The sequence below is a fragment of the Halalkalibacter oceani genome (assembly GCF_023715705.1).
In the GTDB taxonomy this organism is placed as follows: domain Bacteria; phylum Bacillota; class Bacilli; order Bacillales; family Bacillaceae_D; genus Halalkalibacter; species Halalkalibacter oceani_A.
The window spans coordinates 44,921-63,559 of the sequence record NZ_JAMBOS010000011.1 but is presented as its reverse complement, the minus strand read 5'-3'; the positions used below and the strand labels follow the sequence as shown (position 1 = coordinate 63,559).

The window sequence follows — 18,639 nt, the reverse complement described above, 5'->3', positions numbered from 1 at the left end:
ATGAAATGGTCGGAATTCAGCATTCATACGACTGAGGAAGCAGTTGAGCCGATATGTAATATTCTGCATGAAGCAGGTGCAAGCGGGGTCGTAATCGAAGATCCAATGGACCTCGTAAAGGAATGGGGTATTCATTACGGCGAAATTTACCAGCTCTCTCCTGACGATTATCCTGAAGAAGGCGTGCGAATTAAGGCTTATTTCCCGGTGAATAGTTTTTTAGCGGAAACGATCGAGGAAATTAAGGAAGCAATAAATGGTCTGCTCGTCTATGATTTTGATCTCGGTCACAATCATGTGCAAATTGTCGAGGTTGATGAGGAAGATTGGGCAACGGCCTGGAAAAAATATTATAAGCCTGTTAAAGTGTCAAAGTCGATTACGATTACACCGACATGGGAGTCGTACACCCCGCAGGACGGCGAAACGATTATTGAACTTGATCCCGGGATGGCATTCGGCACGGGGACTCACCCGACGACGGTGCTCTGTATTCAAGCATTGGACCGAACGATAAAAGGCGGGGAGAGGGTTGTTGATGTCGGCACAGGTTCAGGGGTATTAAGCATCGCTGCGGCAAAGCTTGGAGCAGAGCAGGTGCTCGCTCTTGATCTTGACGATGTCGCTGTTGTCAGCGCGAGACAAAACATAGCATTGAATCAGCTGGAAGCAAAAATTTCCGTCAAACAAAATAATCTCCTTCAAGGAGTATCTGGAAATTATGATATTGTCGTTGCCAATATTTTGGCGGAGATCGTTGTTCAGTGTATTCAAGATGCGGCAGCGATACTTAAACCAGGCGGCTCATTTATTACGTCAGGTATTATTAAGCGAAAGAAGCAGGAAGTGAAGGATGCGCTGCTTGAAGGTGGCTTTACGATCAACGAAGTCGTCGAAATGGAGGATTGGGTCGCCATTCTGGCGGAAAAGCAGTAATGAATAGAGGGCGATAAAAGATGCAACGCTATTTTGTAACAAAGGACCAGCTTTCACCAACGACGGCGACGATTACAGGGGAAGACGTCAAACATATCTCACGTGTGATGAGAATGAATCCGGGGGATTTGATCATTTGTAGTGACGGAGCCGGCCGGACAGTGAAATGTCAAATTGAGCAAATTGCCGAAACTTACATTACGGCGCCTATTATCGAAGAGCTCAAGCCGAATACCGAGCTTCCGCTTAAGGTGACGATTGCGCAAGGGCTACCGAAAGGAGACAAGCTGGAATTCATTGTCCAAAAAGGGACGGAGCTTGGTGCTGTCGCTTTTCAGCCATTTTCAGCCAGTCGCTCCGTGGTGAAATGGGAGCCGAAGAAGATGGCGAAAAAAGTGGAGCGCCTGGAGAAGATCGCCAAGGAAGCGGCGGAACAGTCGTACCGTGAACACATTCCAGCTGTGCTGCCATTGGAGTCTGCTGCCGGACTTGCCGCTTTCGCTGCTCAGTTCGATGCGGTGATCATTGCCTATGAAGAGGAAGCAAAAGCAAATGAACAGCAACGGTTTGCTCAATGTCTTCAGACCCTTGCTCCCGGTCAGTCGCTCTTGATCGTGATCGGTCCCGAGGGCGGATTGACAGAAGCTGAAATCGGTCAATTCGTCGAGGCAGGAGCAGTGCCATGCGGCTTTGGACCGAGAATTTTACGTACGGAGACAGCAGCGCTTTATGCCCTTGCTGCGATCTCGTACCATTTCGAATTAATGAGGTGAACAAAATGCCTACTGTTGCTTTTCATACATTAGGTTGTAAAGTAAATCATTATGAAACAGAAGCCATTTGGCAGCTGTTTCAGCAGGCCGGCTACGAAAAGACTGATTTTGAGGCGAGATCAGATGTCTATGTCATCAATACATGTACGGTGACAAATACAGGAGATAAAAAAAGCCGCCAGGTCATTCGCCGCGCGATCCGCAAAAACCCGGACGCGGTGATTTGTGTGACGGGCTGCTACGCCCAGACATCGCCGGCTGAAGTGATGGCGATTCCGGGAGTAGACATTGTCGTCGGTACACAGGATCGTGTCAAGATGCTTGATTATATTGAGCAGTTCAAGCAGGAGCGCCAGCCGATTAACGGGGTCGGCAATATTATGAAGTCTCGTGTCTATGAAGAGCTTGATGTCCCGGCATTTACAGACCGGACACGCGCTTCGCTTAAAATTCAGGAGGGCTGTAACAACTTCTGCACGTTCTGTATTATTCCATGGGCCAGAGGACTCATGCGTTCCCGTGATCCGAAGGAAGTGCTGCGCCAGGCGAAGCAGCTTGTCGATGCCGGCTATAAGGAAATTGTTTTGACGGGGATTCATACCGGCGGCTACGGAGAGGATCTTAAAGATTACAGCCTCGCCCGGCTGCTCGAAGATCTAGAACATGTCGATGGCTTGAAGCGCATCCGAATTTCTTCTATTGAAGCGAGTCAGCTGACGGATGAAGTCATTTCGGTCATTGGCCGTTCAAAGAAGGTTGTCCGTCACCTGCATATTCCGTTGCAGTCAGGCTCGAACAGCGTGTTAAAACGAATGCGGCGAAAATACACAATGGAATTTTTTGGAGAGCGGCTGGAGCGGTTGAAAGAAGTTTTACCAGGGCTTGCGGTTACATCCGATGTCATTGTCGGCTTTCCGGGAGAGACGGAGGAGGAATTCCAGGAAACTTTTGATTTTATTGCCAAGCATAAATTCAGTGAGCTTCATGTTTTTCCTTATTCGAAGCGGACCGGCACTCCGGCGGCGCGGATGGAGGACCAAGTCGACGAACAGGTGAAAAATGAGCGCGTGCACCGGCTGATTGAGCTATCAAACCAATTGGCGAAGGAGTATGCTTCCCAGTTCGAAGGAGAAGTGCTAGAGATGATTCCGGAGGAAAGAGAGAAAGAAAATCCGGAAAGTGGCTTTTTCATCGGCTATACGGATAATTATTTAAAGGTGAGATTCAAAGGCGATGAGCAGTTGATTGGAGAGCTGATTAAAGTCAAAATCACGAAAGCCGGCTATCCGTATAATGAAGGTGAATTTGTCCGCGTGTTGGATAAGGATGAGCTGAAGCAAGTCGTGAACGGCTAAGCTAACGGTTTTAAGCTGGAACGGGAGCTGCTGCTTTCGTCCAGCTTTGATTGAGAAAAATGAGGCATCGCAAAAGTGTCAGCTTTTGCGATGCCTCATTTTTTTATTGAAAAAACCCCGCTCTTATGCTAAATTTATATAGATGCCTACATTTTTTATATTTTCGTATATTATCCCTATTTTAATTATAGGATACGGATGGGTAGTTCGTCAAGCCTTTTTTCAAGGTGAGAAAGAATATAATTTTTCGGGGTTGGTTCGAGGAAAGCACCGGCTCAAACCGTGGTGGAGGCTCCGTGCCTGGAAAAAGAAAGGCTTATACTTTTTAAGGAGTGGTTGCTATGAATATCGAACGACAAAAGGAGCAAGATCGGGTCGGCCGTGTAACGGAAATTATTGCAGAGGAAATCAGCAGGTTGGAAGAAGAAACCTCAAGGCATAAAAAAGAAGTCGTTCAAATTCGCAAACATTTTTGGGATGAAGTTAAGGTGAATACCGATACATTTGATGATTATCTGGAGACGATTATCGGCTTACGCCAGGAGACTCAGGCTTTGTCCGTCAGCCAGAGCAGTCACCGACTCGCCTCAAAGCGCTTAGCAACGCTACGCCGGATGCATGAGATTCCTTACTTCGGACGGATTGATTTTACGGAGGAAGGTGTCGCCGGCCAGGAACAAATTTATATCGGCATCTCCGCGCTCAGTGACGCCGCTGGAGAAGATTTTCTTATCTATGACTGGCGAGCACCGATCTCGAGTGTTTACTACGATTACGAGCCGGGGCCGGCTGTCTATGAAACACCAGGAGGGAAGGTTTACGGTGAGCTGGAGAAAAAGTGGCAGTATCTGATCCGCGCTGGCGTGCTTCACTCCATGTTTGACACGAGTCTAACCATTGGTGATGAAATTTTGCAAGAGGTGCTTGGCAAAGGGACCGATAAACAGATGCACAATATCGTCGCGACGATTCAACAGGATCAAAACCGGATCATTCGTCATGACCGCGGAAGGCTGCTCATTGTTCACGGGGCGGCCGGAAGCGGAAAAACGTCAGCCGCTCTGCAACGGATTGCCTATTTACTTTATAAATATCGAGATAAGCTGAATGCTGATCAAATTATTTTGTTTTCACCGAATCCGATGTTTAGCAGCTATGTATCTAATGTCTTGCCGGAGCTTGGGGAGGAAAATATGCAGCAGGTCACATTCCAGCAATATTTGAACCGGCGGCTCAGCAAGGAATTTCAAGTGGAAACCCCTTACGAGCAGTTGGAATATGTGTTGACGCAGGCAAATGCTCCGGCGTACAGGCAACGGGTTGCGGCGATCACATGTAAAGCTTCAGCTCATTTTTTTCAGGCGCTTCAATCCTACAGACAATCCCTCGAAGTAGCTGGAATGCAATTCACCGATATCATGTTCAGAGGGAAGCCGGTCGTTACGGCGCAGCAAATAACGGAACGATTTTATAGCCATGATACGACCCTTCGCTTCCATAACAGGCTTGAAAGCTTGCAGGAGTGGCTGATGAAGCAGGTGAAAGAAGTCCAGAAGGGCGAAAGGGCAAAGCCTTGGGTCGAGGAGGAGATCGAGCTGCTCAGCAATGAAGAATATCATAAGGCACACCGCTATTTGGCGGAAAAGCGCGGTTTTCAAAGAGAAGCGGTTGCCGACTATGAAATCGAGCCGGAAGCGCTTGCCCGGCTAATTGTTCAGCAGAAAGTAAGGCCGTTGAAAAAGCAGATCCGCGCGCTTCGTTTCCTCGACATAAAGGAGATGTACAGACAGCTTTTTGCAGATCCTCAGCGAATCAGTGCGTGGATAGAGGGTGAGGTTCCGGATGAATGGCCCGAAATTTGTCAATTAACGCTCGAAATGCTCGATGAAGAGAAGTTTTATTATGAGGATGCTACTCCTTTTCTGCTATTGAAAGAGCTGATTCAAGGCTTTCAAATAAACAATTCGATTAAACATCTCGTCGTTGATGAAGCGCAGGATTATTCCCCGTTTCAATTTGAATTTCTGCGACGGTTGTTTCCTGCGGCAAAAATGACGGTGCTCGGTGATTTTAATCAGGCGATCTTCGCCCATGCGAGCGAAATGGTCGATTTCAGCACGCTTACAAGCCTGTATGGTCCGGATCAAACAGAGGTTATCAACTTGTCACGAAGCTACCGGTCAACAAAGCCAATCATCGAATTTACGAGACATCTCGTTCCGGCTGGCGAAAGAATTATTCCATTTGAACGTGACGGGGAGCAGCCCGGGCTGCAGCAAGTGACGAGTCAGGACGAACTGCACCGCTGCATTGCTGCGAAAATCGCAGATTTACAAAACGAAGGGTTTACCAGCATTGCTGTTATTTGCAAATCAGCCGAAGAGAGCGGGCGTGCCTATGATGCTCTTTCTGCTGATATTGCGACCATCAAATTGTTAAAAAGCAGCTCGGTCGAATATGAGGAGGGTGTCGTTGTCGTTCCGTCCTATTTGTCGAAGGGGATCGAATTCGAGGCCGTCATCATCTATGATGCGTCGAACCAGGTATATGGAGAAGAGAGTCTGCGCCGCGTTTTCTATACTGCCTGCACGAGAGCGATGCATCGCTTACAGCTTTACTGCGTCGGGGAGCCGAGTCTGTTTTTAACAGAGTGATTTTTCAGCAACGGTCGATTTTCACTTGTTCGTTCGTCATGCAGGGGAGCCTGCGCTCTTCGATTTGTTTACGATAATGACGCGATAAATTCGGTAATGAATCACATGTTTTATTTATCCATAAAGGGGTATCGTAAGAGTAGACTGAAACAGGAGAGTGATATACGTGAGTAAGAAAATAGCTGTTGTCGTAACAGACTTATTTGAGGATTCTGAGTATACGGAGCCTGTCAAAGCATTTAAGGAAGCAGGTCATGAAATTGTGACGATTGAAAAAGAAAGCGGGACTACCGTTACGGGGAAAAACAAAGAAGCGACCGTAACGATTGATAAAGGCATTGACGATGTGAAACCGGATGACTTCGAGGCGCTTTTTATTCCGGGAGGCTTTTCGCCGGACATGCTCCGTGCCGATGACCGCTTTGTGACATTCACAAAGCAATTTGCCGAAAGCAAGAAGCCGATTATGGCTATTTGTCATGGTCCACAGCTTTTAATTACAGCCAAGGTCCTTAAAGGCCGGGACGTGACTGGATATAAATCAATTCACGTTGATCTCGAAAATGCCGGGGCGAACTTACATGATAAGGAAGTAGTCGTTTGTGGCGGAAACCTCGTCACGAGTCGGACGCCGGACGATTTACCTGCCTTTAACCGTGAATCGCTGAATGTATTGAAATAAAGAGTAAGCAAAAGGTGCACACTATCACTATGATAGTGTGCGCTTTTTTGTAGGATAAGAATTTAATAAATTCCAGTCACCCATGTAGCCATTTCAAGAGAGTTGGAAAGAATAGCAATGGCTCCGCACCCTGCGCGTCAATCACCATGAAGCCCACTTGGTGATTGACGTAAAACATGGCAGGGGCACCGTGCATTGCAATTAAGAAAAGTAAGTCTCGTTTCTCTTTCGCTTTTATGCTAGGATAAAAAAAGATGTACGGACAACTTTTTAAAGAAAAGAGGATGCAACCAATGACTCAATCCATTGCTTCATTTATTGATCATACAGCCTTGAAGGCCGACACAACAAAGGACCAGATCGAAACATTATGTGAAGAGGCGAAGACGTACCAATTTGCTTCCGTCTGCGTCAATCCGACATGGGTGAAGCTCGCCGCCGAGCTGTTAAAGGATGAAGAAAACGTCAAAGTATGCACGGTGATCGGCTTTCCTCTCGGGGCATCGACAGTGGAGGTCAAGCACTTTGAAACCGTCAATGCGATTGAAAATGGAGCCGGCGAAGTCGATATGGTCATCAATATCGCCGCTTTAAAAGCAAAGGACGACGAATACGTGGAACGCGATATTCGGGCGGTTGTCGAAGCTGCTAAAGGGAAAGCATTAACAAAAGTCATTATTGAATCTTGCCTTCTGACCGACGAAGAAAAAAAGAGAGCGTGCCAAATAGCGGTGCGGGCTGGCGCCGATTATGTCAAGACATCAACCGGCTTCTCAACCGGCGGAGCGACGGTGGAAGATATTAGGCTGATGCGGGAAACGGTCGGTCCGGAGATCGGAGTGAAAGCCTCTGGCGGCGTTCGTGATTTAGAAGGAGCGCGGAAGATGATCGAAGCCGGTGCGACGAGAATCGGGGCTAGTGCGGGAGTTGCGATTGTTAACGGTGAAAAAGGTGAATCAGACTATTAAAACGATTGACAGTTTTTGGTGATTAATTATATGCTTACGTGAGTATTATGAGTCAGAAAACCGAGCCATTTGCAAGACATTGGACAAGCCGGATCTTGACGTGCCGGTTGAGGAAGCTCGGTATCTCGTGAAAGAGAGGGATACTCAATGGAATATACGCCAGAGATGAAAAATCGTTTGAAACGGATAGAAGGACAAGTGAGAGGCGTGTTGCGTTTAATGGAAGAGGGGCAGGATTGTAAATCTGTTATTACGCAAATGTCAGCTGCGAAATCCGCGATGGATAAGGCGATGGCCTACATCGTAGCGAAAAATATGCAGCATCGTCTGCTAGAACAGGTGGAAAAAGGCGAAGAGACAGAGGAGGCCGTTGAACAGGCGATTCAGCTTCTTGTCAAAAGCCGCTAGTAGTTTACTAGCTTAGCATCTAAATCAATCCGAGCCAAACCCCAATCCCGTTGTGAGCAACCGACTCACAACGGGATTTGAAAAATTATGGAGCTTCCACTTATTTACACGGGGCTAAAGATAAAAACAACCTTTAAGCCCCGCCTAACGCCAGCAAAAATCCCCCTGCGGCCCCTGTAAGGACAATGACCCACGGCGGCAGCTTCCAAAAGACAAGCATGCCGAACAAAATCGCCGCAAAGGCAAAGTCGATCGCGGAGAGAATCGAACTCGTCCAGATTGGCTGGTAGAGCGCGGAAAAGAGAATCCCGACAACCGCGGCATTGACCCCCATTAATACCCCTTTAATGCTGGCGTTTTGCCGCAATGATTGCCAAAACGGCAACGTTCCGAAAATAAGCAGAAATGCCGGTAAGAAGATCGCAATTGTCGCAAGTAGTCCTCCTTGCCAGCCATTGATCACCGCGCCAATGTAAGCGGCAAATGTGAACAGCGGCCCAGGAACGGCCTGCGCGGCACCATATCCAGCCAGAAACTGCTCTTCCGTAAGCCAGCCGGTCGGCACAAATTCCCGCTCCAGTAAAGGCAATACGACATGACCTCCGCCAAAGACAAGCGAGCCGGCGCGATAAAAGCTGTCAAACAACGCCACCGCCTGCAAACCGGATACTTCCCGCAAAATGGGCAACGCAACGAGTAAAGCGAAAAACAACGTTAAACAGACCGCAGCAAAACGGTGCGAAATCGGGAATTTTGCCTCGCTCGCCGAATGATCAAGCGTTTGCTGGCGATAGAGCAAAAACCCGGCAAATCCGGCTGCCAGAATCACACCGACCTGAGTAAAGGCCGTTTGCCACAACAGCGTAACAACGAGCGCGAGAAGAGCGAGCGTTCTTCTTTGCAGATCCGGTGTTAAATTTTGCGCCATTCCTAAAACCGCATGAGCGACAACGACGACAGCGACAATTTTCAGCCCGTGTATCCAGCCGCTGTCATCGAATCCAAACTGATGCAACGCTAATGCAAAAAGAATAAGGGCAATTACCGAAGGAAGGGTAAAGCCGATAAAGGAGACAATCCCTCCCAATACGCCCGCACGCATCACTCCAATCCCGATACCAACCTGGCTGCTCGCGGGACCCGGGAGAAATTGACAGAGCGCAACTAAATCGGCGTAGCTTTTTTCGTCGATCCATTTCCTGCGACGGATATATTCTTCGTGAAAATAGCCTAAATGAGCGATCGGACCGCCAAATGAAGTGAAGCCGAGCCTTGTGGAAACAAGCAGAATTTCCAGTAAGGACTTGAAAGTCGATGTCCGGTTGTCCGGCATAGTGATCACCTTCCTTATTATTCGTTTATTTCTTTAAAGAGTTCATATGCTTTCGCTCTTGCTTCGTTTAGCACCAGTTCGCCTTTAGCAGTAGTCGAGTAGTATTTGCGAATTTTTCCTTCGACCTTCTGTTCTTCCTTCGCCAAAAGCCCATCCTCTTCCATCGAGTGCAGAATTGGGTATAATGTTCCAGCGCTGATCTGATAGCCGTGTGCTTTCAATTCTTCCAGCATCCACAGGCCGAAAATCGGATGCTCCTTCGCATGATGGAGGATGTGAATGTGAATGAAGCCTAAAAACAGTTTGCGCAAAACTTTTTCCTCCAAAGCACCATCCTCCTTTTAGTTGTAAGTGTTATCGAAAGCCGATATCGATAATCTACCAAAACACTTCCTTTTCCACAATAACGACCAGGTATTCTTAATGAAATCTTTACATGGATATGTGAAGGGGCTCAGTAGAAAAGCGTTTGTTTAAAATAATAAGGAGTGTCACATAGTAAAAGTGAGTCACTCCTTATCTACTATCCTATCGATTGTTGGATGGGCAGTTCACCTCGCTGCTTCGGGAAAAAGGGTCAAAAGTGTCCGCAGTCTTGGCAATGGCTCCACTCGCCACAAGCCCGTTGTGAGAAACCCACTCACAACGGGCTTTAAAAGATCGTGGCGGTTCCACTCATTGCTTAGAGAGTGGGAAAAAAGGGAAAAACAACCTTTATCCCACTCTCATCAATTTCCGGCTCCGCGGTATTTTTTGACTCCGGCGTTCCAGAGCAGGACGGAGAGCGTTAAAAAGATCAGCCCCATCACCGGTGTTAGAAAGGCGTAGCCATACCACTCTTCCCGCTCAAGGAAATAAGCGGCCGGATAGACGCCGACGAAGGCGAACGGCAAAATCCACGTCAGGACGAAGCGGATGACACGGTGGTAAATGTCGACCGGGTAGCGGCCGTAGTTGCCGATGTTATACATCATCGGCATAATGTCGGTGCGGCTGTCCGACCAGAAGCTGATGCTGGCAATTGAGATAAAAATACCAGCGTAAATGAGCGTGCCGCCGCCGACCATCGCAACAAAGACGAGCGCGTCATACCAGGCAAAGGACAAGTCGAGACTTGATCCGGCATAGAGCATGATCACAATCCCGGTGATCACTCCGAATAACGATTCAAGCTCCATCCTTTCCATTATAATTTGAAACAGGCTGTAAATCGGTCTTGTCAGAACCCGGTCGAATTCACCTTTGACAATGTAGCGCTCATTGAAATCCCAAATGTTGAAGAAGGCGCTAAAGAAGGCGTACGGGACGAGAAAAAAGCCATAAATAAAGATGATTTCCTCCCGATTCCAGCCACTTAACAAAGTAGTATGACCGAAGACGACTAAAATAAAGACAAAGTTAACCGCTTGAAATAATAAGTCTGAAAAGATTTCAACAACTGTATCGACCCGGTACGTGAGCCGCGTTTTTAAATACTGTGAGGCATATTGAAAGAAAATGGATAAATAGAACATCAGCTAACCTCCTTGCACGATCAGCTGTTTTTTCGCCAACATCCATAGGAGCTGAAGTGGGATCAGCAAAACAAGGGCCCAAAAGGCTTGCAGCATCAAGGCGGTATACATTTCATTGCCGCTGAATCCTTCAGTGAAAATCATGCTTGGAATATAGCTGATCGCCTGAAATGGCAGATACATCATGACCGACTGGGCCCACAGCGGATAAAAAGAAATCGGAAGAAGCAGGCCGGAAAATAAATCAATCACGACTCGTTTCGCACGAATCAAGCCCGAATTATTAAATAAGAAAAACGTTAAAATCCCCGTCAGCAAATTGATTTGTGTATTGACAATAAAGCTGAACAGCAGAGAAACAAAAAAGAAGAGCCACGTCGTTGCGCTTGCGGAAAAGCTGACCGGGAACAGCAAAGCGACGATCACCATTCCGGGCACGGAAAAGAATAACAGACGAAAGATGCCCTCACCGAGCGCCTGCATCGTTTTCATCCCTAAATAGTTATAGGGACGGATCATTTCAATCGCGACTTTTCCTTCTTTAATTTCCATCGCGATTTCGCGGTCAATATTATTAAAATAGAAAGCGCGCGCCATCCAGGCTACGGCGATATAGGTCGTCATCTGCAGCGCGCTCAGCCCCTCGATATCTTCCTTGCCGCTATAGATTGCCGTCCATAAAAAGTAATAGGCGGCGATATTAATGCTGTAGATTAAAATGCCACTATAATAATTTGTCCGATAGGCAAGCATCATTAAAAAGCGGATCCGAATCATTTCGATATAGGAACTCATGAGATCGCCATTCCTTCTTCGTAAATCTTGCGGATAATCTCCTCAGTCGACACCTTGTTCAGGCGGACATTATTGATCGGATTAGCCTCGACAACGGTGCTGATCAGCTTTGATACAGCGCGTTCATCGCCATTGACGTGAGCGAGCCACGTCGTCTCGTCCTGTTGTTCCCAGTAGACTTGCGGAAGCTGTGGCAGATTAGCAGCCGTAACAGGTTCAAGAAACTCGAATTCGACCTGCTTTCCTTCGACCGCCCCGGCCTGAAGCTGATCAAGCCGGCCATCATAGACGATTTTTCCTTCATCGAGGAGCACGACCCGTTCACAAAGCGCTTCAATGTCACTGAGATCGTGCGTAGTCAATAAAATCGTCGTATTGTACGTTTGATTGATTTCCTTTAAAAATTCCCGGATTTTCAGCTTGACGAGTACATCAAGCCCGATTGTCGGCTCATCCAAAAAGAGCAGCGGCGGGTTATGAATCAGAGCGGCGGCTAATTCACAGCGCATCCGCTGGCCGAGAGAAAGCTTGCGGACCGGCTTGTCCAGCAACGGTCCGATGTCCAATGTCTCTATCACATGACCCATATGCGAGTTGTAATCTTCGTCAGAGACGCGATACACCTTCTTTAACAGCCTGAATGACTCCTGCACGGCAATATCCCACCAGAGCTGAGAGCGTTGGCCGAAGACAACACCGATTGTCCGGACGAATTGTTCACGCTCTTTGTGTGGATTCATCCCATTAACGAGTACGGTGCCTGAAGTCGGCGTCAGGATACCTGTCAGCATTTTGATCGTCGTTGATTTACCTGCGCCGTTTTCGCCGATATAGCCGACCATCTCCCCCTGCTTAATCGTTAAGGATATATCATCGACAGCAGCCATCACTTTATAATTCCGCGTTAATAAATCGCGAAAGGCGCCGGTCAGACCCGACCGGCTTGAGTAGGATTTAAACTCTTTCCGTAAGTTGGTGACCTGTATAATATTTTGCTTGATGTCCATTTATCTTCCTCCAAGCTCTTACTCTATTAAAACAAAGTATAGTTTACCTCTAAGGAAGGACGACAGCAAGCATCAGACTCGATGCCTGCGCCAAAAAGAGGCTGGACCAAAAGGTTGTTTTGTTTACCTTCTGCTTAGCCTCTAAGCAATGAGCGGAACCGCCACGATCTTTTAAAGCCCGTTGTGAGTGGGTTTCTCACAACGGGCTTGTGGCGTGTGAAGCCATTGCCAAAAGGTCCAAAGCTAGTTTTGTCTCAAGGTCGAAGCAGTCATTAGGATTGGCGTTGTTTCCACATAAGATAGCGATAGCGGATCGTGCAGCCAATGCAGAAGCCGAAAAGAGCAAGCAATGCAGCTGCTGCGACGGCAAGACCGAAAACTAAAGTGAGACGGTCGAAGTGTAAGAGAGAGCTGATTAGCGCCAAGCCGAGGCAGACCGTCGCGATCCATTGATTGAAAAGCTGCTGCTTTCGGTCTTCCTGAATATAGGAAAATAAAGGCTTTCTCAGGAAGAGGCTGGCGACTTCAATCAAGGGATTGCGCTTTCTCAGCAGAGTAATGACGCCGTTGAGAAAAGGGAGCAGCAAGATCCAGTTTGAAAAAAGCAGTCCGGCGCTGACCGTGATCACGATAAAAAGCTGGTTCAATTGGACGAGAGGTTTTGGTATGCCCAAGATGTCGCCTCCTTTTTTTAGCATTGCAAAGATACGCGCTTCCCGGTTAGCGGAGATCAGCATGAAGCCACTCGATAAAGCGGATAAACGGCGTGACTAAAAACAGCATAACAAGAGAACAAACAAGATTAAAGAGTAAACTCGCATGGGCGAGCTGCGTCATCGGTACTGAGCTAAGGCTGCTGGCCAGATCACCAAGCCAGCCGATTAATGGAAGGAACAGGAGCACGCCCAGGACGTTTAACCAGATATTGGCATAGGCAACTTGCTTGGCGTTTTTACCTGAACCGATGCTGGCGAGGTACGCCGTAATACATGTACCGATGTTTGCGCCGAGCATAATTGAAATGCCGGCCGACAGCTCGAGCAGATGATCATTCATAAATCCCATCGCGATGGCGGTAGTCGCGGTGCTCGATTGAATCAGGGCCGTCAGCAAAGTGCCGATCCCGACCCCTAACAGCTCGTACTCATTCGTTAAGTCGAAAAATGAATGGACAAACGGGATCGTTGCCAGCGGATAGGCGAGCTGCTCCAGCCCGTTCATGGAAATAAAAATACAGGCAAGGCCAAAAAACAGGCAGCCAAATGAGTAAGCGGCGGAATGAGGCAGCAGTAAAAAAAGCAAGCCTAAAAGCAGCAGCGGCCCAATGAACATCGTAAGGTCGAGTGCCAGCAGTTCGGTTGTCATCGTCGTGCCGATGTTCGCCCCGAGAATAATGCCGATTGAGTTTCGGAAGCTGAGCAATCCGGCAGCGACCAGCCCGACCGTCATCACCATAATCGCCGAGCTGCTTTGCAGGACCGCGGTCGCGAAAGCGCCGATCAACAGCCCCATCCAGGCCGTTCGCGTCATCCGTTCGATCAGGGATTGAAATCTGCTTTTTCCAAGGTGCAGCAGTCCCGCGCGCATCACCGTCATCCCAAATAGAAATAAAGCGATAAAAACAGCAAGCAAGGAAAATAACTCTTTCATGACGCCACTCACCTCTCTATTCACTCTATGGACAAACGCTGACAAGCATGACAAGAAAAAAATCCGTCGGAATAACGGATGGGGGAGCGGGGTGGAGGATATTATTTTACATTAATAAGATTGGAGCGGGAGGTGATGAGATCGCCTTTTTTTTCGCTTATTTCCTGATTTTAAGTTGACCAGCATATCTCTCTATATTATAATGCTATAAGACGTGCATGAAGAGATGTATGTCTTGAGTTGGTTGTTTCGGAGGGAGGGAAATATAATGGCAGAAACTCGTGTTCGCAAAAACGAATCGATTGATGCTGCACTTCGTCGCTTCAAGAGATCACTCTCTAAAGAAGGAACGTTGGCTGAGGTTAAAAAGCGCAAGCACTACGAAAAGCCGAGTGTGAAACGCAAGAAGAAATCTGAAGCAGCAAGAAAACGTAAGTTCTAATTGGTGAGAGGGTGTTTCCATTGAATCTTCTTGAACGTTTAAATCAGGATATGAAGACTGCGATGAAGAACAAGGAAAAGCAAAAACTCTCGGTCATCCGTATGGTAAAGTCGTCGTTGCAAAACGAGCAAATTAAGCTCGGACGTGAGTTGACAGACGATGATAGCCTTACGGTGCTTAATCGCGAACTGAAACAACGCAAGGATTCCCTCCATGAGTTTGAACAAGCAAACCGTGAAGATTTAGCTTCCAAGCTACGTGATGAAATTACTGTGCTTGAGGACTATATGCCAGAGCAGCTTTCTGATGAAGAAGTTTCGCAGATCGTTCAAGCAACGATTAAAGAAGTCGGAGCTACCACCAAAGCAGATATGGGTAAGGTCATGGGAGCAATCATGCCGAAGGTTAAAGGAAAAGCTGATGGTGGTCTTGTGAATCGTCTCGTGCAACAACACTTATCATAACTATGACACAAACGCTTCATCTCTTTTAAAACGGGGGATGGAGCGTTTTTTGTTTGAAGGATGGCAGGACAAATTTGCTAAAGAAAATGATAGAGGATAAAATATTTTTGAAAGAAGTGAAACCATCCGTGTCGTTTATCCGTAAGAAGAAGATAAGAAAAAAAGAGAGGAGGGAAGGTATGAGAGAAAGACGTCAGTGGCTCGCTGTTTCCCTGTTGCTGTTTGTCGTCGTCTGCTGTTTCCTTGTTCCGGCATCCGCTGTACATAGCTATGAAGAACGAGGAGATGGACCACTCGTTTATTACATCCCGGTGGAACAGACGGTTGAACGTGGTCTGGAAGCCTTTATGAAAAGGTCATTTGAGACGGCGATTGCCGAAGGGGCGACACATTTAGTACTCGAAATGGATACCCCGGGGGGAGCCGTCGATGCGGCGGGAGATATCGCTACGCTCATCCAGGAAACGGATGTGCCCGTCATTACGTTTGTCAGAAGCAAGGCGATTTCAGCGGGAGCCTACATCGCACTGAATACCGATCAAATTATTATGACGCCGAGGGCAACGATGGGGTCAGCGAAGGTTATTGACGGCGCCGGAAATGCTGCGGAAGAGAAAACGCAGTCCTATTGGCTTGCGGAAATGCGCGGTGCAGCTGAATTAAACGGGCGCGATCCGGTCTATGCCGCGGCGATGGCCGATGAACGGATTGACCTGCCTGAACTTGGCGCCCCCGCCGGAGAGCTGTTGACCTTAACGGCCGATCAGGCGCTGGAGATCGACTATGCGGAAGCGATTGTGACGAGTCGCGAAGAGCTGTTGGCCCATCTTGGCTTAGAAGATGCCGTTGAACGCGAGATGGAGATCACATTTGCTGAGCAGTTGGCGCGTTTCGTTACCCACCCAATCGTTATTCCGATCCTTTTGTCAGTCGGGAGCCTCGGGCTGGTGCTTGAATTGTATTCACCCGGATTTGGAGTTCCGGGCATTATGGGTCTTTCAGCATTGCTGCTATTTTTCTTCGGCCATATGTTTGCTGGATTTGCCGGTTTGGAAGCACTGATTCTGTTTATCATTGGCTTTATTCTGATTTTGGTTGAAATTTTTGTCCCCGGGTTTGGAATTTTCGGTCTGCTGGGAATTGGCGCGCTTATCGGCGGGATGCTGCTTGCTTCGTTTTCAACGACCGTTATGCTGATTTCTCTTGCAATTGCCTTTGTCGTGACGGCGATTGCCGCTGTCTTTATTTTCCGCTATTTCGGGCAAAGAGGCCCGATGAAAAGGGTGGTGCACACGGATTCGACCAGCACGGAAAAAGGGTACATCAGCAATGTGACAAGATCAGAGCTGATCGGTGCTAAAGGGGAAACACTTACCCCCCTCCGACCGTCAGGTTCCGCTGTTTTTGGAAAGGAACGGCTTGACGTCGTTACCGAGGGAAGCTATATTGGACAGGGAAAGCAAGTTGAGATCGTCTATACCGCCGGATCTCGAATTGTTGTACGTGAAGTAAAGGAATGAAAAAAAGAGGAGGAATGAGAAGATGCCATTGGATATTACCATTTTAATCGGTTTGGCAGTCATCATCATTTTGTTAGCGGTACTGTTTACATTTGTACCGGTTATGCTGTGGATTTCCGCATTAGCTGCAGGAGTCCGTATCGGAATTTTCGAGCTTGTTGGAATGCGCTTACGTCGTGTTATTCCAGCCCGCGTTGTTAATCCGTTAATCAAAGCGGTAAAAGCGGGACTTGATCTGAGTACATCGAAGCTTGAAGGTCACTATCTTGCCGGAGGGAACGTCGACCGCGTCGTCAATGCTCTCATCGCCGCGCAACGCGCGAATATTGATTTGAGCTTCGAACGTGCGGCAGCGATTGACCTTGCCGGACGTGACGTGCTTGAAGCGGTACAAATGAGCGTTAACCCAAAGGTTATTGAAACGCCGTTCATTGCCGGTGTGGCGATGGATGGGATTGAAGTAAAGGCGAAGGCGCGTATTACAGTGCGGGCCAATATTGACCGCCTTGTCGGGGGTGCCGGTGAAGATACGGTTATCGCCCGTGTCGGGGAAGGGATTGTTTCGACAATCGGTTCAGCTGACAACCATAAGAAGGTGCTTGAAAATCCAGATATGATTTCACAAACTGTCCTTGCCAAAGGGCTTGATGCCGGAACGGCATTTGAAATCCTCTCAATTGATATTGCCGATATCGATATCGGTAAAAACATCGGGGCGGAGTTGCAAACCGATCAGGCGGAAGCCGACAAGAAGATTGCCCAGGCGAAAGCGGAAGAGCGTCGCGCGATGGCCGTAGCGAAGGAACAGGAAATGAAGGCAAAGGTCGAGGAAATGCGCGCGAAAGTTGTCGAAGCGGAAGCCGAAGTACCAATGGCGCTTTCCGAAGCATTGCGTAAAGGAAACATGGGTGTCATGGACTATATGAATTATCAAAATGTGATGGCCGATACTGACATGCGTGACTCGATCAGTAAAGCTACAGACGGTAATGATTCTCATACTGACAAAAATCAATAAGAAGTCTCCCCAAGATGATAAGGAGGAGAACGCATAATGGAAAATTTGCTTGAGTTTATCTTCAACAATATCTTCCTCGTCTTAATCATCATCGGCGGGATCATCAGCTTCCTTAACCGTTTAGGCGGTAACCAGAATGAGCAGCAGCGGCAGAAGTCACGTCCGCAGCAACGCTCCGGTCGCCCGCAACAGGGGCAGGGAAAAATCGACTGGCGTGAGATTTTCCAGCAGGAGGAAGCTGAGCCGGAACGTCCGCGCAGGTCGACTTATGCTGGACCAGACGGCTTGGGCGAAGAGCAGCCCCGGCAGACAGCTGAGGTGCAGTTTGAGAGTCCGGTCGCCGAGATAGAAGAGGAGCAGAGACAGCTGAAGAAACGCTATGAGGAGGCGCGCCGCCGGCAACAACGGGCGGCCGAATCAGCAAGAAACAGCCAGCAAACGCCACAGCGTGCAAACGAGAAGCTCGATCTTCAGTTAAACCGTTTGTCCAACAATGAGGCGATGAAAGCTGTTGTCTGGGCTGAAGTGCTCGGTCAGCCACGGGCGCGCAAGCCGCATCAAACCTTTCAGCGTCCCCGCTAACATGTAAGAAGCAAGTCTTACTGGATACATTTTATCCGGTAAGACTTGCTTTTTTTTTGCGTGGGAATGAACAAAAAAAGGGTTCGTATGTTCGTTATTTGTAAGCTGGTCTCGACGCTCATAGCGTTCCCGATGGAAGAGTCGCAGAAGTCCAGCCGTTCAGCAGGGTCTCCCCGTGCAGATTTGAGTGCTATCCAACGCCGCTTTCACATAAAGATGAAGGAGAGGGGGTGCAGGATAAAATGAAAAAGGTTAGGCAGCAGCTGACAACATGGATGACAAAACAAATGCAGCTTCCCGCTGATGTCATGATGGACCTGCCACGGATTACGATGATCGGTCAGCTTCATATTTACATCGAGAATCACCGTGGGGTCTTGCGCTTCTCAAATCAGGAGCTTAGATTGCTCTTGAAAAATGGACACCTCTTAATTAAAGGAGATCACTTTGTCATTAAGACGATATTGCCTGAAGAATTATTGCTGGAAGGAAGAATTGATCAGGTTCTGTATATAGATGACACCGATACATAAGTGAC

At 48.0% G+C, this 18,639-nt stretch carries 20 protein-coding genes; 13 read left to right on the top strand and 7 right to left on the bottom strand.

Translation table 11 applies throughout. The features are described 5' to 3' along the window. The 7 genes from prmA (at position 1) to M3212_RS12070 (ending at position 7,776) form a co-directional block, all read left to right on the top strand. Entirely contained in the window at positions 1 to 936 is a 936-nt protein-coding gene (prmA, locus tag M3212_RS12100) for a 50S ribosomal protein L11 methyltransferase (RefSeq protein WP_251194282.1), read from the top strand. Positions 937 to 956: 20 nt separating this feature from the next. Continuing rightward, positions 957 to 1,709 carry a 16S rRNA (uracil(1498)-N(3))-methyltransferase gene (locus M3212_RS12095; RefSeq protein WP_251194237.1) on the top strand — a complete coding sequence of 251 codons (753 nt, stop codon included), beginning with the start codon at positions 957 to 959 and terminating at the stop codon, positions 1,707 to 1,709. A 5-nt stretch (positions 1,710 to 1,714) separates the two neighbouring features. Next, a complete protein-coding gene (gene mtaB, locus M3212_RS12090; protein ID WP_251194236.1) occupies positions 1,715 to 3,064 on the top strand; it encodes a tRNA (N(6)-L-threonylcarbamoyladenosine(37)-C(2))-methylthiotransferase MtaB in 1,350 nt (449 codons plus the stop codon). Positions 3,065 to 3,405: 341 nt separating this feature from the next. Continuing rightward, the gene (gene helD / locus M3212_RS12085; RefSeq protein ID WP_251194235.1) at positions 3,406 to 5,718 is read left to right on the top strand and encodes an RNA polymerase recycling motor HelD; all 2,313 of its coding nucleotides are present in this window, start codon (positions 3,406 to 3,408) and stop codon (positions 5,716 to 5,718) included. A gap of 166 nt (positions 5,719 to 5,884) precedes the next feature. Then, positions 5,885 to 6,400 (top strand): type 1 glutamine amidotransferase domain-containing protein, encoded by a 516-nt coding sequence (locus tag M3212_RS12080; RefSeq protein WP_251194234.1) that lies wholly within the window; start codon positions 5,885 to 5,887, stop codon positions 6,398 to 6,400. A 293-nt stretch (positions 6,401 to 6,693) separates the two neighbouring features. Then, positions 6,694 to 7,368, top strand: a complete 675-nt coding sequence (gene deoC, locus M3212_RS12075) for a deoxyribose-phosphate aldolase (protein ID WP_251194233.1) — start codon at positions 6,694 to 6,696, stop codon at positions 7,366 to 7,368. A 147-nt stretch (positions 7,369 to 7,515) separates the two neighbouring features. Next, entirely contained in the window at positions 7,516 to 7,776 is a 261-nt protein-coding gene (locus M3212_RS12070) for a metal-sensitive transcriptional regulator (protein ID WP_251194232.1), read from the top strand. A gap of 133 nt (positions 7,777 to 7,909) precedes the next feature. Here the strand turns inward: M3212_RS12070 and M3212_RS12065 are convergent, their stop codons facing one another. From M3212_RS12065 to M3212_RS12035, 7 genes are all read right to left on the bottom strand, one after another. After that, the gene (locus tag M3212_RS12065) at positions 7,910 to 9,109 is read right to left on the bottom strand and encodes a chromate transporter (protein WP_251194231.1); all 1,200 of its coding nucleotides are present in this window, start codon (positions 9,107 to 9,109) and stop codon (positions 7,910 to 7,912) included. A gap of 17 nt (positions 9,110 to 9,126) precedes the next feature. Beyond that, positions 9,127 to 9,435 carry a PadR family transcriptional regulator gene (locus M3212_RS12060; RefSeq protein WP_251194230.1) on the bottom strand — a complete coding sequence of 103 codons (309 nt, stop codon included), beginning with the start codon at positions 9,433 to 9,435 and terminating at the stop codon, positions 9,127 to 9,129. Positions 9,436 to 9,837: 402 nt separating this feature from the next. Next, positions 9,838 to 10,623 carry an ABC transporter permease gene (locus M3212_RS12055; RefSeq protein ID WP_251194229.1) on the bottom strand — a complete coding sequence of 262 codons (786 nt, stop codon included), beginning with the start codon at positions 10,621 to 10,623 and terminating at the stop codon, positions 9,838 to 9,840. Positions 10,624 to 10,626: 3 nt separating this feature from the next. Beyond that, a complete protein-coding gene (locus M3212_RS12050; protein ID WP_251194228.1) occupies positions 10,627 to 11,418 on the bottom strand; it encodes an ABC transporter permease in 792 nt (263 codons plus the stop codon). Further along, entirely contained in the window at positions 11,415 to 12,425 is a 1,011-nt protein-coding gene (locus M3212_RS12045; protein ID WP_251194227.1) for an ABC transporter ATP-binding protein, read from the bottom strand. Before M3212_RS12045 ends, M3212_RS12050 begins: the two co-directional genes overlap by 4 nt. A 272-nt stretch (positions 12,426 to 12,697) precedes the next feature. Next, entirely contained in the window at positions 12,698 to 13,099 is a 402-nt protein-coding gene (locus M3212_RS12040) for a DUF4395 family protein (protein ID WP_251194226.1), read from the bottom strand. A gap of 46 nt (positions 13,100 to 13,145) precedes the next feature. Continuing rightward, positions 13,146 to 14,075 carry a Na/Pi symporter gene (locus tag M3212_RS12035; protein ID WP_251194225.1) on the bottom strand — a complete coding sequence of 310 codons (930 nt, stop codon included), beginning with the start codon at positions 14,073 to 14,075 and terminating at the stop codon, positions 13,146 to 13,148. A gap of 268 nt (positions 14,076 to 14,343) precedes the next feature. On the opposite strand from M3212_RS12035, the gene rpsU reads away from it, so the two are divergent. The 6 genes from rpsU (at position 14,344) to yqfC (ending at position 18,634) form a co-directional block, all read left to right on the top strand. Further along, positions 14,344 to 14,517, top strand: coding sequence for a 30S ribosomal protein S21 (rpsU, locus tag M3212_RS12030; protein WP_003323311.1), 174 nt, complete (start codon positions 14,344 to 14,346; stop codon positions 14,515 to 14,517). A gap of 20 nt (positions 14,518 to 14,537) precedes the next feature. After that, positions 14,538 to 14,981, top strand: coding sequence for a GatB/YqeY domain-containing protein (locus M3212_RS12025; protein WP_251194224.1), 444 nt, complete (start codon positions 14,538 to 14,540; stop codon positions 14,979 to 14,981). Between the two features lie 179 nt (positions 14,982 to 15,160). Beyond that, the gene (locus tag M3212_RS12020; protein WP_251194223.1) at positions 15,161 to 16,501 is read left to right on the top strand and encodes an NfeD family protein; all 1,341 of its coding nucleotides are present in this window, start codon (positions 15,161 to 15,163) and stop codon (positions 16,499 to 16,501) included. A 22-nt stretch (positions 16,502 to 16,523) separates the two neighbouring features. Next, positions 16,524 to 17,519, top strand: coding sequence for a flotillin-like protein FloA (floA, locus tag M3212_RS12015; protein WP_251194222.1), 996 nt, complete (start codon positions 16,524 to 16,526; stop codon positions 17,517 to 17,519). 36 nt (positions 17,520 to 17,555) lie between these two features. Further along, entirely contained in the window at positions 17,556 to 18,101 is a 546-nt protein-coding gene (locus tag M3212_RS12010; protein ID WP_251194221.1) for a hypothetical protein, read from the top strand. Positions 18,102 to 18,343: 242 nt separating this feature from the next. After that, positions 18,344 to 18,634, top strand: a complete 291-nt coding sequence (yqfC, locus tag M3212_RS12005) for a sporulation protein YqfC (RefSeq protein WP_251194220.1) — start codon at positions 18,344 to 18,346, stop codon at positions 18,632 to 18,634. The last annotated feature ends 5 nt before the right edge of the window (positions 18,635 to 18,639 follow it).

What these genes read in the sequence shown, in the direction of transcription:
- M3212_RS12095 (WP_251194237.1), top strand. Translation starts at nt 957, where the DNA reads ATGCAACGCTATTTTGTAACAAAGGACCAGCTTTCACCAACGACGGCG.
- mtaB (WP_251194236.1), top strand. Translation starts at nt 1,715, where the DNA reads ATGCCTACTGTTGCTTTTCATACATTAGGTTGTAAAGTAAATCATTAT.
- floA (WP_251194222.1), top strand. Translation starts at nt 16,524, where the DNA reads ATGCCATTGGATATTACCATTTTAATCGGTTTGGCAGTCATCATCATT.
- M3212_RS12070 (WP_251194232.1), top strand. Translation starts at nt 7,516, where the DNA reads ATGGAATATACGCCAGAGATGAAAAATCGTTTGAAACGGATAGAAGGA.
- M3212_RS12065 (WP_251194231.1), bottom strand. Translation starts at nt 9,109, where the DNA reads ATGCCGGACAACCGGACATCGACTTTCAAGTCCTTACTGGAAATTCTG.
- M3212_RS12020 (WP_251194223.1), top strand. Translation starts at nt 15,161, where the DNA reads ATGAGAGAAAGACGTCAGTGGCTCGCTGTTTCCCTGTTGCTGTTTGTC.
- helD (WP_251194235.1), top strand. Translation starts at nt 3,406, where the DNA reads ATGAATATCGAACGACAAAAGGAGCAAGATCGGGTCGGCCGTGTAACG.
- prmA (WP_251194282.1), top strand. Translation starts at nt 1, where the DNA reads ATGAAATGGTCGGAATTCAGCATTCATACGACTGAGGAAGCAGTTGAG.
- M3212_RS12010 (WP_251194221.1), top strand. Translation starts at nt 17,556, where the DNA reads ATGGAAAATTTGCTTGAGTTTATCTTCAACAATATCTTCCTCGTCTTA.
- M3212_RS12045 (WP_251194227.1), bottom strand. Translation starts at nt 12,425, where the DNA reads ATGGACATCAAGCAAAATATTATACAGGTCACCAACTTACGGAAAGAG.
- yqfC (WP_251194220.1), top strand. Translation starts at nt 18,344, where the DNA reads ATGAAAAAGGTTAGGCAGCAGCTGACAACATGGATGACAAAACAAATG.
- M3212_RS12055 (WP_251194229.1), bottom strand. Translation starts at nt 10,623, where the DNA reads ATGTTCTATTTATCCATTTTCTTTCAATATGCCTCACAGTATTTAAAA.
- M3212_RS12050 (WP_251194228.1), bottom strand. Translation starts at nt 11,418, where the DNA reads ATGAGTTCCTATATCGAAATGATTCGGATCCGCTTTTTAATGATGCTT.
- M3212_RS12035 (WP_251194225.1), bottom strand. Translation starts at nt 14,075, where the DNA reads ATGAAAGAGTTATTTTCCTTGCTTGCTGTTTTTATCGCTTTATTTCTA.
- deoC (WP_251194233.1), top strand. Translation starts at nt 6,694, where the DNA reads ATGACTCAATCCATTGCTTCATTTATTGATCATACAGCCTTGAAGGCC.
- rpsU (WP_003323311.1), top strand. Translation starts at nt 14,344, where the DNA reads ATGGCAGAAACTCGTGTTCGCAAAAACGAATCGATTGATGCTGCACTT.